The organism is Desulfacinum infernum DSM 9756, assembly GCF_900129305.1.
GTDB lineage: Bacteria > Desulfobacterota > Syntrophobacteria > Syntrophobacterales > DSM-9756 > Desulfacinum > Desulfacinum infernum.
This window is the reverse complement of the sequence record NZ_FQVB01000015.1, coordinates 1-13498: the sequence shown is the minus strand read 5'-3', so window position 1 is coordinate 13498 and position 13498 is coordinate 1. Positions and strand designations below refer to the sequence as shown.

Annotated in this window: 6 protein-coding genes; 3 read left to right on the top strand and 3 right to left on the bottom strand. The window is 61.7% G+C overall.

Annotated features, from left to right (window positions below; all coding sequences use genetic code 11):
• Positions 1-437 precede the first annotated feature (437 nt).
• The 3 genes from BUB04_RS19305 to BUB04_RS08580 are packed head-to-tail and all read left to right on the top strand — an operon-like array spanning position 438 to position 3900.
• Positions 438-1076 (top strand): TetR/AcrR family transcriptional regulator, encoded by a 639-nt coding sequence (locus tag BUB04_RS19305; protein WP_073038594.1) that lies wholly within the window; start codon positions 438-440, stop codon positions 1074-1076.
• Positions 1073-2350 carry an HlyD family secretion protein gene (locus BUB04_RS08585; protein ID WP_073038593.1) on the top strand — a complete coding sequence of 426 codons (1278 nt, stop codon included), beginning with the start codon at positions 1073-1075 and terminating at the stop codon, positions 2348-2350. Before BUB04_RS19305 ends, BUB04_RS08585 begins: the two co-directional genes overlap by 4 nt.
• Before the next feature lie 38 nt (positions 2351-2388).
• Positions 2389-3900, top strand: a complete 1512-nt coding sequence (locus BUB04_RS08580) for a DHA2 family efflux MFS transporter permease subunit (protein ID WP_073038664.1) — start codon at positions 2389-2391, stop codon at positions 3898-3900.
• Here BUB04_RS08580 and BUB04_RS08575 read toward each other — a convergent pair.
• The 3 genes from BUB04_RS08575 to BUB04_RS08565 all read right to left on the bottom strand — a co-directional run bounded on the left by BUB04_RS08575 (position 3887) and on the right by BUB04_RS08565 (position 13401).
• Positions 3887-6547, bottom strand: a complete 2661-nt coding sequence (locus tag BUB04_RS08575; protein WP_073038592.1) for a PAS domain-containing hybrid sensor histidine kinase/response regulator — start codon at positions 6545-6547, stop codon at positions 3887-3889. The genes BUB04_RS08580 and BUB04_RS08575 overlap by 14 nt on opposite strands.
• A gap of 388 nt (positions 6548-6935) precedes the next feature.
• Complete coding sequence (locus tag BUB04_RS08570) at positions 6936-12380, bottom strand: SIS domain-containing protein (protein WP_073038591.1); 5445 nt, start codon at positions 12378-12380, stop codon at positions 6936-6938.
• A gap of 46 nt (positions 12381-12426) precedes the next feature.
• On the bottom strand, positions 12427-13401 hold the full coding sequence (locus BUB04_RS08565) for an ABC transporter ATP-binding protein (RefSeq protein ID WP_073038590.1): 975 nt from the start codon (positions 13399-13401) through the stop codon (positions 12427-12429).
• Positions 13402-13498: the final 97 nt, after the last annotated feature.

The window sequence follows — 13498 nt, the reverse complement described above, 5'->3', positions numbered from 1 at the left end:
CTGAACGATCCGGGCGAGTTTCCCCACGGCGCATGGATGAAAGAACGGGTGAAACCAGGGCGTCGTGCGGGTGTGCTGCGAAGTGCGATGGCACGGTCCTCGGAGGCTGTGCGACAACGAACCCGAAGGTCTCGTGGGAATGCGGGCCTCCGGCCCGCACGAGAAGCGGGCGCAAAGGCCGCGCTCCTTTGAAAATGCCGTTCTCAGAAAAGCTTCTTGGCTGGTCGGGCGCCCCTGTCGCGGCTTTCAGAGGTCCCCCAAATGGTGCGTCGGTCGCTTCCGGCGTCCACGCATTATTGTGGAGACGGGCCTCACGCGTGCCCTTTTGCATTGCGGGGGAGGAGGATCCTTCACTTGCAGGATTTTTGTTGATCCGACAGGGGCGATTGTCTAAAAAACTAAGTAAATGTTTACTTGTGCGAAGGGAGGCAGGACGCGTGACGGCTTCGGCTCCACCCAGATCCAGACTGTCGGCGGAAGAGCGGCGCCGAAAGATCCTGGAGGCTGCCATCCGGCTCTTTTCCCAGAAGGGTTTCCAGGGGACTACGGTCCGGGACCTGGCACGGCAGGCGGGGGTGAGCGAAGCCATGCTCTACCAGCACTTCCCCAGCAAGGAAGCCCTCTACCACGCCATCCTGGAAGGGAAGGTGGAGGAGATGCGTTCGGCCTGGGATCTGGACTGGGGGGCCCTGGGCGATGTCCCCACGGTGCTGCGCCGCGTGGTCCGTTCCTTCCTGCAACGGCACGCCTCGGATCCCGCCTTCGTTCGCATTGTGCTTTTCAGCGCCCTGGAAGGCCATGAGCTGGCCAGGGACTTTGTGCGGGGTCCCCGGGCCCGGTTTCTGGAGCTTCTATCCTCCTATCTCAGAAAAGGCATGAACGATGGCACCGTGCGGGATCTGGACGGGGATTTGGCGGCGCGTCTGCTGATCGGCATGGCCCATTACGTGGTGCTGTTGCGGGAGGTGTTCGGGGAAGGCTTTACCAAAGGCCTGGATCTGGAGGATTTGAGCGACGCCATAGCGGATGTCTTTTGGCGGGGGATTCGTGGTGAAGACCCGGAAGGGCGGGAGTGAAGGTCACCATGGTGGAGAAGGTGGAAGAGAGAACGCCTGATGAACCGACGTCCGTTCCCAGGCGAAACAACGTGAAGAAGGTCCTGTTCCTGGTGTTGGCGGGGGCCGTGGTTTTGGGCGCCTTCTATTGGTGGTTCTTTGTCCGCAACAAGGAATCCACGGACAACGCCTATGTGATGGCGGATGTGGCGGCGGTGAGCGCCCGGATTCCGGGAACCATCGTGGCCGTGCATGTGGAAAACGACGACTTCGTGGAAAGGGGACGGGAACTGGTGAGCCTCGATCCCACGGACTACCGGGTGCAGGAGGCCGAGGCGGAGGCGGCGCTCAAGCGGCTCCGGGCGGAAATGGAGGCCGCCGTCACGGTTCTCGAATACCTCAAGGCCTCGACGCAGGCGTCCGTTCAGGGCGCCCAGGCGGCCCTTTCCGCATCCGAGGCCCAGCTGGCGGGGGCCAAGGAGCGGCTTGAGGAGGTGGCGGGACAACGCGACGGGGTTCTGGCCGACTGGCGCCACGCCAAAAGGGACTGGGAACGGTTCGACGCCTTGGCCCGGGAAGGGGCGGCCTCCGTTCGGGACCGGGACCGCATGAAAACGGCCCTTCGGAAGGCCGAAGCCGCACTTTCGTCCGTGGAAGCCCGCTACCGGGCTGCCGTGAGCGCCGTGGAGGCGGCGGAAAAGGATGTCCTGTTGGCGAGGGCCAGGCTGGACGAAGCCAAGGCGGCCCGGCTTCAGGTTCAGGTGCAGGAGCGGAAGATCGCGGCCATGCGGGCCCAGGAAAAGGAACTGGAGGCCAAGCTGGAAAAGGCCCGCCTCAATGTTTCCTACTGTCGGGTCACGGCGCCCCTGGACGGGTATGTGGCCCAGAAGCGGATCCAGGTGGGCGAGCGGGTGCAGCCCGGACAGCCGCTTCTGGCCGTGGTGCCGCTCCAGGATGTCTATGTGGAGGCCAATTTCAAGGAAACCCAGGTGGAGGAGATCCGGATCGGCCAGCCGGCGGAAGTGAAGGCGGACTGTTATCCGGGAAAGACCTTCCGCGGCCGGGTGGTGGGGATCCGCTCGGGCACCGGGGCGGCCTTTTCGCTGCTGCCGCCGGAAAACGCCACGGGAAACTGGGTGAAGATCACCCAGAGGGTGCCCGTGCGCATCGAGCTGGAGGAGCCGTTTTCCCCTGAATTCCCTCTGCGTGTGGGCTTCAGCCTGGAAGTGACGGTGGACACGTCGGACCAGAGCGGACCGCGGCTGCGTGCGGCACCTGGAGGAGGCCGGTCGTGAACGCCCCCAACCCGGAGGCCCGCAAGTGGGCCGTGGCCATGACGGTGATCATCCCCACCTTCATCGAGGTCATGGACACCAGTGTGGTGAACGTGTCGCTTCCCCACATCCAGGGGAGCCTCAATGCGGGGGTGGACGAGGTCACCTGGGTCCTCACGTCCTACCTGGTCTCCAACGCCATCGTCATCCCCATCACGGGGTGGCTGGCCAGCATCTTCGGCCGCCGCAACTACCTGATCTTTTCCATCGTGCTCTTCACGTTGAGTTCCATCCTGTGCGGAGCGGCCCCCACCCTGGAGATGCTCATCGTGGCTCGCATTCTTCAGGGTCTGGGGGGAGGGGGCCTGCAGCCCCTGTCCCAGGCCATCCTGCTGGAGACCTTTCCTGTGCGGGAACACGGGGTGGCCATGGCCATCTTCGGCATGGGCGTGGTGTTCGCCCCGATCCTGGGGCCCGTGGTGGGCGGATGGATCACGGACAGCTGGTCCTGGCGCTGGGTCTTCTACATCAACGTGCCCATCGGGCTGCTGGCCGTCTTCATGGCGTTCCTGTTTGTGCACGACCCGCCCTATATCCGGGCCCGCCAGATCCGCATCGACCATTGGGGCCTGGCGCTTTTGGTGGTGGGCCTGGGCTGCCTGCAGATCGTGCTGGACAAGGGGGAGCGGGAAGACTGGTTCCAATCGCATTTCATCGTGGTGCTTTCGGTGATCGCTGCGGTGGCTTTGACCCTCTTCGTGGTGGTGGAGCTTCGGGTGCGCCATCCGGTGGTGAACCTCCGGGTCTTTTCGGACGCCACCTTCACGGCGGGAAACATCATCATGTTCACAGGGTTCTTCTGCCTATTCGGCAGCATCGTGCTCCTGCCTCTCTATCTGCAGAACCTCATGGGCTATACGGCGCTCTGGGCGGGACTGGTGCTGGGACCGGGCGGATTGGCGAGCCTCATGATCATGCCCGTGGCCGGAAATCTCATGAAGCGGGGCGTTCGGCCCAGTCGGCTGCTGGCCGTGGGCCTGGTCTTTGCCGCCGTGGCCCTGTGGCAGATGTCGCGATTCAACCTGCAGGCGGACTTCCTGACTGTAGCCCTGCCCCGGGTCGTACAGGCTCTGGGCATGGGACTCTTTTTCGTTCCCCTTTCCGCCGCCACCTACGTGAACATTCCCAAGGAGCAAATGGGAAACGCCACGGGGATCTTCAACCTGCTTCGGAACCTGGGCGGAAGTTTCGGGGTGGCCTTTTCCACCACGGTCCTTTCCCAGCGGTCCCAGTTCCATCAGAACATGCTGGTGGACCACCTGACGCCGTTCGCCAAGCCGTTCCAGATGGCCATGGACAAGATGCTGGCGCTGCTGGGAGGGGATCCCGCATCCTTTTACGACCGGAAGCTGGCTCTGGCGGGGATTTATCGGGAAGTCATCCGGCAGGCCACCATGATGGCCTTCAACGACACCTTCTGGCTGTTTGCCTGGTTCACGGCGGCCCTGGTGCCGCTCACCTTCGTGATGCGGGGCCCCAAGGCTTCCGGGGGGCCGGTCATGGTTCACTGACGGAGTAGTCCAGAGCCCGGTCGATGATCTCGAGAAGCCTTTGCATCTGATAGGGCTTGGCCACGAAGTCAAAAGCCGCTGCGCGCACCACCTCCTGGGGCGCTTCGGTCGGCGAGTAGCCGCTGGCGATGATGATCCTGGCGCGGGGGTTCAGGGCCAGGATCTGTTCCATACACTTCCGTCCTCCCATTCCCGGCATGATCCAATCCAGGACGACCAGGTCGATGGTTCCGATGTGGTGCCGATACACGTCCACGGCTTCCTCGCCGTCTCGGGCTGTGAAGACCTTGTGGCCGCAGTACTCCAGCATCTCCCGACCGAACTCGCGGATGGTCTCCTCGTCGTCCACCAGGAGAATGTTTCCCGCCCGCCGCGCCGTCGGGCCGAATGAATCCTGAGACATGTTCCTGGCGGGCCTGTCGGGAACGGTCGGAAAGTAGATGCGAAAGCGCGCCCCACGACCGGGTTCGCTGTCACAGAAAATGGTTCCTCCGTGGTTCTGGACGATGCCGTAAACCATGGAGAGGCCCAGGCCGGTGCCGTGTCCGATGGGCTTGGTGGTGAAGAACGGCTCGAAGATCTTGTCCTGGACTTCCGGCGGGATGCCGGTGCCGGTATCTTGCACGGTGAGCCGCACATAGGAGCCGGGAGGAAGGGAAGGCGGCAGATTGCTCGGATCCGCAACCCCCTCGGTGGCTATGGTGATCCGCCCTCCTTCCGGCATGGCATCCTTGGCGTTGACCACCAGGTTCATGATCAGCTGGGTGATTTGAGCGGTGTCCGCCAGAATGGCCGGAACGTTGGGATCCAAATCCAGGCGGATCCGGATCATCTTCGGAATGGTGCGCTCCAAGAGGGTCTTGATCTGTATGATCTCCCGGTTGAGATTCAGAGGTTTCAGGCGGCTTTCCAGCTTCCGGCTGAAGGTGAGCAGTTGCCGGGCCAGTTCCGTGCCTTTTTCGATGCTTTCCAGGATGCGCTGGATCCGTCTTCGATCCGGATGGTCCGGATCCTTGTTGAGCAGCAGCAACTCCGTGTAGCCCTGGATACTCTGGAGAAGGTTGTTGAAATCGTGGGCGATACCGCCGGCCAGGGTCCCCACCGCTTCCATTTTCTGGGCCTGCAGCAGTTGGGACTCCAGCTCCTTTTCCCTCGTGAAATCCCGGGCGAAGTTGATCGTGGCGGGCCGCCCGTCCCAGTCTACGACGATGGCGTTGATGTGGATCCACAGGATGGACCCATCTTTGGTCAGAGCGCGGAAACGATAGCTGGAAGGAACGTTGTCTTCCCCGGCAAGCCTTCGTCGGTGGTAGTTGAGAACGAAGCTGCGGTCTTCCGGATGGATCAGTTGCTCGGCAGGGAGCCGGGAGATTTCCCCATCGCTATATCCGGTCCATGCACGGAACCGGGGGTTCCAGAACCGGACGAAACCGTCCTGGAGAACGAAAATGGCATCGTTGGAATGGTCCACGATGAGCCGGTACTTTTCGTCCATTTCCCGGAGGGCCCGTTCCGCTTCTTTTCGGGGGCGGATGTCCCGGTAGGCGGCGTATACCCCCACGAGTCGACCGTCGAGGCGAATGGGGGCGGCCACGATGGCCACGTCCACCAGGGAACCGTCCCTGCGTTTGCGCTTCGATTCCACTTCGAAGGGAATGCCCTGCAGCGCCTGGCGTGAGAGGTTGTCGGCATGGGCCCGGGACGAGGCATCTGTGATCAAGTCGTTGATGGGAAGGCCGATGACCTCATCGGGTTCATATTGAAAGAGCCGCGAGAAGGCGTTGTTGATCGAGACGATGCGGTCTTGAGGGTCCACCAGGGCCACGGCGTCCGGAGAGTTCTGATAGATGGCTTCAAAATAAGCCTTTTGCAGTTCCAGGTCCCGTTCCGCCCGTACCCGGTCGGTGATGTCCAGCAGGGCGCAGATGGTCTGTTTGGTTCCGGGCATCCGGGTCAGGGTCGCAAGGACGTGACGTTGCCGTCCGGATCGGGTCCGCAGCCGGAACTCGTATTGCGCCGGGGCTTCGGGGTCCCCTGTAGTGCGTCTTTCTCGACAATCCGGCATGTGTTTGCTGTCTTCCTCGTGGATCAGTACCGTCCACGCCAGCCTGCCCTCCACTTCTTCCTTGCTGTAGCCGGTCAGGTCCTCGAAACGACGGTTGACCATGAGGATGGTGTCGGATTTGTCGAGCAGGGCCATGGCCTGCCCGGTGTGTTCAAAGAGGATCCGATAGCGGCTCTGGGCCGTCATAAGGTCGGTGATGTCCGTCCCGATGCAGAGGATTTCCTCCACCCGACCTGCGGAGTCGAAGAGGGGAAGGTTGGTCCAAGCCACCCAGACCAGGGAGTCGTCCCGACGCCGGTTCCGGTTCACGTGATGAAGGTGCCGGGCGGGATCCGAGGCGATGCGGGGGGCCAGGTCCTCATAAAGCGGTTCGTCGGGCTTGCGGAAGGGGAGCAGGGTGTCGGAAAGCTTCTGACCGATGAGCTCCACTTCCGAGTAGCCGAAGAATCGGAGTCCGAAAGGGTTCATATAGAGGATGCGTCCGTCCGGGGTCATGCGCAGGGCGATCTTGTCGCTGGCTTCCAGAAAAGAACGGTAAAGGTCGATGGGGAAAACACGGTCGCGGTTTTGCTGAACGTCCATGGGCCTGAGGAGTTTCCTTCCTGCATTTCGATGCTTGGTTGGGGCTGCAGTCCCCAGTGCTTCCGTGTACCTGATGGATCGGAAAAATTCCAGCGTTCCTGTAGTGTTTTTTTGGAGAGGACGGCGGGAAAGGGGAGGGAAAGTGAATAACCATGTTACGTTGGCTTCGGGATCCCCGAATGAGGGGGAACCTGCACTTCGCAAAACACGGTGGCACTCCCTGTTGGGTGGGACGGCAATATAGGGGCCGGCGTCCCTTCGAGTCGAAGCACAGGGAGAGGCGGGCGGAGCTAAAGGCGGATGGCCCGTTTCCGTCGTCGAGGGTTCCGGGCCGAGCCGGGACGCTCCCCCCACTCGGGGGACGAAGGCCGAGGAAGCCGCTTCACGGTCATTTCAGGAACCGGAGGAAAGATTCCCACCAAGGGAGCCGCCCGGGCCGGGCTTCAGCAGCGCCACACGTTTCTCGAAAAAAGACCTCCATCTGACGCAGAAAAAGACGAGGGCGGTCGGCGCTGTGCGGCACGAGCATCAGAGCTGAGCGAACCTGCTCTGCAATGAAATCCGCCACCACCCGGCTCCTGTCGACAAAGAGCCGCGCCCTCGGGACCGAAAGCAAAAAACGATCATTCCAGGAAACCCCTTCGGGAAACATGAGACTGTTGAAGCGACTGACGATTTTCATGTAACGGGGACTTTGAAAATCCGTGGTTACGGCATCCTTGCCGAGGGCTTTGCAGGTCTGATCAATGGCCGAAGAAAGGTCGCCTTCTGCGCTCCAGTCCTTGTAAGAGACGGTCAGGAAGACGAGGCGACCGGGGCCGTCGTTCAGCAGGGGGATCAGGAGAAGGCCTTGCCCGTTGGGCCCGGGTCCCATGCCCACCACACCATGGGCCAGAACTCGCCACGGATCGCCATGGGCCTCCACCCACAGGGGGGTGTCCCAATGGCCTTTCGCCGCCGGGGGGGGTGGTGAACCTTGTGAAGGCTCAACCCGGGACTGGGCGATGAGGAAAAAGGGGGCATCCCGCTTTGCTTGCATCCGGAAACGGGCCAGCGCTTCTGCGGGGGAAGCCAGGGCTCCCGCCGCGGCGAGATCCTTTAACTCCCTTTCCTCCAATACCTTGCGGACCCGCCGGGTGGTCATGGTGTGGACCCGATCGATCACGGGCGCCAGATTTCTGAGGGAGGTGATGAGGTGATGGGTCAAACACGGCAGGTCCGCCTTCTGGTCCTGCACAATGAGGCTCAGAGGCCCGAAGGCGCGGAGTAAATGTTCAGACCAAGGTTCGCCGTCGAGCGGACTCTGCTCCAGGCGGCATCGCTCGGCGGCGAGCACCGCCGCCAAGGCGTGGGTGCACAAGGGCACGACCGGGTCCGGAATCGGACGTGCGGGCGATTCGGTGTCCGGGGAAGGGAGGGTGAGAAGGTGGCTGATGGGCTGGGCCAAAAGCGCCTTGCCGACGGATCCCCGGAGAAAAGCACCCTGGGTGATGAGAACGATGCGCGCCGCGCGACATCCGTAGGAGTTCAGTTCATCCAAGGCGGCGGGTAGGGTGTGCGCGTCCGTGGCATCGAGAAAGATCAGATTGTCCTGTGCCGGGTCGTAGTCCGGGCGCAGCACGGGGAGGTACCAATGTTCGTCGTAGAAGGGGCGAACCGGGACCGTGAGGCCTGTAGTATCGGGCTGGGCCAGAAAATCGTCCACGGTTCTCCCTCCCAGGAACATTGCTTCCCAGGAGGAAACGGCGGATTCCCCGTAGCGGGCCACCATGCGGTCTCGGGATTTCATGCGGATGTACTTCAGCTCGCTGCGCGGATCCACGGTGACCAAGGACCCATGGGGGCTTTCCCCGTACGGGTGAAAAGCGAGGGTGAGGGAACGTGTGCGGTCGAAGGCGGCCAGCCACCCGGATACCGGACTTGCGCCCGATCCGATGAGATAGGCGGACGCATAGCTCCGATTGGCCCCCATGACGTTGGATACCTCTTGGCGGAGGGGCGGGCGATTCAAAAGCCTCTCCAGGCCGGCGGCTCCCGCGCGGAACGCGTCCATGAGGATCCGGGCTTTTTCGGGGCGCACGGCTTCCACCACCTTGTGGAGCATGAGGAGCAAAAGGAGGTAGCAGGCGATCCATCCGTCCTGTCGGAATCGGCGGGTGGGAAGGACCTTATAAGGACATCCGGCGAGGGATTCGAAGGGGCCGGCCGCGATCCACACAATGTTGGATGTGCCGGCTTCCTGCAGTTGATGCACCAGCGTCGGGCAGGGGGGAGAGCCCGAGACGGGGATCAGGAAATCGTCCGTTTGGAGCCGAGTGCGGTGCAGTTCGTGGGACGATACGACCCTGAAAGCGCGCCCGAGGAGACGTCTCCACATTTGCGCAGCGGCGGTGGCGGCCGAAAGCCCGGGCGGATCCGACGGCACGAGAAGGACTTGCCCGGAAATATCCGAGTCTTCTTCCAGCAGGGAGCGCATCGTCTCCAGCGGCAGATTTGCCTCTTCAACAACCTGCTCCCAAGGATTGCGAAGAAGGGCTGCGGCTGCTGAACGTAGGGCTTTCAGGCGGCTGCGCTCGTAGTCAAACGTGGAGGTTTCTTCCAGCCGTGAAGGAGATCGGAGCCGCCGGACCGCCTCACTGAAATCCGCATCCGCGCGGGCCGCCTCTTTGATCCGGGTCCAGTGACGGCTTCGGGAACGTCTCGTTTCCTTGCGGGCCCGGGACGTGGTCACTGATTTCGCCAGATTGCGCGGGAAGTCGTCTTCTCGTCGCCCCTGAGCCCTGCCGAAATGGTAGGCGAAAAGGTAGGCGAAAGGCAGATCCACGTAGACCTGGAAAGCTTCCGGCAGTTCCGGCAGGAAATGCACACGATCTCCACACAGGGCTTTGAGTTCCTGGTCGTCAGGTCCACGGCACGCTGTGGCCATGAAGGCGATGTCCGCCAAGAAGAGTTCTTTCATGCAGGTGCGGGCGGCCTTGAGGCACGAGGAACGAGTGGCCTGCACCCAGACCAGGTGTTCGGAAGGTTTTCCGCCCATGGCCCGGAGCGGCAGGTGCTGGGAATCCACCGCCCGTGCCACGGTGCTCCATGTGGTTTCTTCCAGCTTCAAGGCGATTTCGGCAGCCGGCGATCCACCGGCCAGGCGATCCACCACAAAGGCCGCATGGCTGCCGCTGTAGAATCGGGCCATGGCCTTTGCAAACGCCAGTGTTTCTTCACCTTCCAGGACGCTTCTCACAGCCTCCGGCAACTGTTCCACCACCCGCAGATATTGGTCAGGATCCAGGCCGGATCCCCGTGTCGACGCCAGCCAGAGACCGAAGAGGGTGAGGCCGTGAAGCATGCACAGGGGGCTCTTGACGGCTGAAACGGTCACCTCCTCGCCGCTCATGACAGGCAAAACCCCCATGCTCTTGGCTGTCAGCAGAGCCAGATCGGAAAAGGGCTTTTCCGTGAGGGCCAGAATCGGCACTCGCTGATCGAGGCACGCCTTGGCGCACTCGATCACATCCGCCGTGGTTCCGGACCAACTCATGAAGATCACAAGATCCCGATCGGGTTCCAAGAGGGTGGAAGGATCTTCGATCTCCATCGGGCTGAGCACGTGAACGTGGAGAGACGGGTCGATCTGCTTGAAGATCTCCGTGGCCATACCGCCCACGTGATAGCTGGTTCCCATGCCCACCAGGAAAAGCCGCTCCAGGTTTCGGAGTCGTCCACCGAACTTCTTTTCCAGGCGGCGGACCCGCAGGGGTATTTGTGTGAGGTCGGGCCGACCGTCCGGGGCGTAGAATCGGAAGATGGTCTCCAGGCGGTCCGGGATATCGCTCAAGTGGGATTCGAAGAAAGACCGGTCGAGATCCTTTCTCCCCTGCAAGGGATGGATGGTCGTCTCCAATGGTTCCGGGTCCTCGAGCAACTCCCCCTCGAAGCTCTTGAAGGCCACCCGGCGATGAACCTCCGACCCGAGGCGGTATGTGTGGATGATGGCGAGATTCTCCGGCCCTTCCAGGGCGTACACCTTCACATGGAAAGGTGAAAGGATCTGCTCGCGGAGCGCGTTATGGCGCTGTTCCAGCGCCCGGAGCTCTCCGGGGGAGGCGCCCCGTCCACGCAGCTCTCGTCTCTCGCGAGCGAAAGCTTCCCGGGCGGCCCGCAATTGTTCGCTCTTTTCACGGATCATTTTCTGGGGGAAGAGGCCGAGGGCCGCGTTCACGTCGGAGACCACCATGAAATCATCGTTTTCCGGCCGCTGGACGATGAAAACGGGCCGATTGTGCGACGCCACGTACATCCTGCCGGGCGAATGGGTGCTGATGCCGGCCACGGCGATCTGCCCGCCATCCCGGGCGAGCTGCCGGGTGGCCTCCACAAAGGCCTTTTGGTCCAAGTCCTCGAGGCCCTTGTCTCTGAGTTCGTGCCAGACCTTGAAGTCGATGGTCTGGGAAGCGGGCGAGATGTGATCCACCCCGGCCTGGGTGTGGGCGGTGACCGCCTCGAACCGATCCTTGTCCTTTTGAAAGCACGCGAAGTAGTGTCCCCAGAGAAGAGACATGTACTCGGCGGAATTTTCCGATCGGAAGCCATATCCGGCGAGCCGCAGATAGTCCTTGATCTCGTTTTCCACGGCGGGGCTGAACTGGCCGTTGAGAACGATGGCCCGCCGCCTGTCTCGATCGAAAAAGGGGTGGGAGTTTTTCTGGGTGACGGCGGACTGCAGCGCGTAGCGACCATGGGCCAGGATGGGGGCGGAAAAGAAACGCAGCGCAGACGGGCCGGTGGTCCCGGGTTGCCGGGCCTCTGTGGGGGTGTCCTGGATCAAGGAAGTCGGCGCCGAGCCAGGAAGATGCCCACGCAGAAATTCCAGAACAGCCGCGGCGGCCCAACCGTAGACGTTGGCACCTCGTTCGGCGCAGTAGGCGACACGCCATGAACTCCCGCCCAGGGCCGGAGCCTGGATGAGATCTCGGAAGAGTGCCTGGATGCGGTCCCGCCGGGGTTCATCCTCCCAGAGGCGCTCACCCACGATGGCCGAATCCAGGAGCCGGAAGACGCAGCGAACACCATCCCGATCAAAGTCGGGAGGAATCGTTACCCGGGTGCCGATCAACGTCTTCCACAGGAGCTTGTGGAGGGAAGCGGCACTGGAAGACGCCGGGTAGTCCAGTCGGGAACGTCTCAGGGGGCCTTGGTGCTGAAGGATCCTTTCAAAGACCATGTCGAAGGCCGATTTGATCTGCTCGTCGGAAAAACCTTGGCCCATGGGCGGGTCCAGGTGGCGTAATCGGTCCAGGAAGGCTTTGCGCACGAGAGCCTGTGTGATGGTGGGCGAAAGATCGTAGTGGAGAGCGAAAGTATCCACCAGTTGAGCCAGGCCTTTCCGGGAGCGGATGGTATGGTGCGGCAGCGGCGCCGGCCGCCCCGGGGTCCCGGGCCGGAGAACTTGCTGCTTGGAAGGATCCAAATCCACCAAAGAATCAAAGAGCGGAGGGGTCTTTTCGCCGTTCAGGTAGGGTTCGAAGTCTTCCGGGGTGAAACCTTCCAGAGCCAACACGCGGCGCTGAAGGGGCTTCAGGTCCGCCTCACGGCCCGCGTCGAACCAGATGGCCGCCAGGGCTTCGCTGTGCCCTCCGTACAACGATCGGTGGAGAAGCGCTTCCGCCAGCCGGTCCACGGGACCCACGGCCTTGAGGGCCCGAACGGGTTCCCAGGGATCTCCGAAGGTCGCCACGCCGGTGCTGTCCGGGGCCCGGTAGACCAGGGCGGACATGGCCGTGAGCACCCGCGTGAGGCTGTTTCCGGCACCTCCCACATATCCCACAATGCCGCACATGAGTCTCAGCGCACTCCTTTCCAGTTAGAATGGGAAAGACGACGATTCAATCACAAACATGGCAGGCGCAAAAATGGCCGGGGGCGACTTCCTGAAGTTCAGGCTCCACCTGTCGACAGACATCCCGGGACAAAAAGCAACGAGTGTGAAACCTGCAGCCCGGTGGCGGATCGATGGGGCTCGGTACTTCCCCGCTCAAGAGAATCTCTTCGGGGCGATAGTCCGGATCCGGTACGGGTACCGCCGATAACAACGCACGTGTGTAGGGATGGGCGGCGTTGCCGTAAAGTTCTTCGGTGGGGGCCATTTCAACCAACTTTCCAAGGTACATGACGGCTACTCGATGAGAGATGTGTTTGACCACACTCAGATCGTGGGAAATAAAGAGGTAGGTGAGGTTGAATTTTTCCTGTAACTCCTCAAGAAGATTGATGACTTGAGCCTGGATGGAGACATCCAGGGCGGACACGGCTTCGTCGCAGATGATCAATTTGGGTTGCAAGGCCAGGGCTCGTGCAATCCCTACGCGTTGGCGCTGGCCACCGCTGAACTCATGGGGGTAGCGACTTGCGTACCGGGGATCCAGCCCCACGGTCTCCATGAGGTGGGCGACCCGCTCGTCTTTTTCCCTGCCTTTCATCAGGCCGTGTACCAAGAGGGGCTCGCCTATGATTTCTCCGACACTCATGCGTGGATTCAAGGAGGCATAGGGATCCTGGAAAATGATCTGCATGTGTCGGCGCAGAACCCGCAGTTCGTTTTGGGATACCTGCTGGAGGGACACTCCTTCAAAGAGGACATCTCCCGAAGTGGGTGGCATGAGCCCCAGAATCAAGCGTCCCACAGTGGTTTTGCCGCAGCCGGATTCTCCCACCAGGCCCAGGATTTCTCCTTTGGCTATATGCAAGCTCACGTCATCCACGGCCTTCACATGAGCCACGACTTTTGAAAAGATGCCACCACGGATAGGAAAATACTTTTTGAGCCTGTGCACTTGCACCAATTGAGATGTGTCCGTCATAACCCAAGTTTGTCATCTATATGCTGCATAGTGCGACAGTGTGCCGATTTTGCTCATCTAACTATCTGAAAGGCCGTTGAAGGGGCCTCGAAAATTG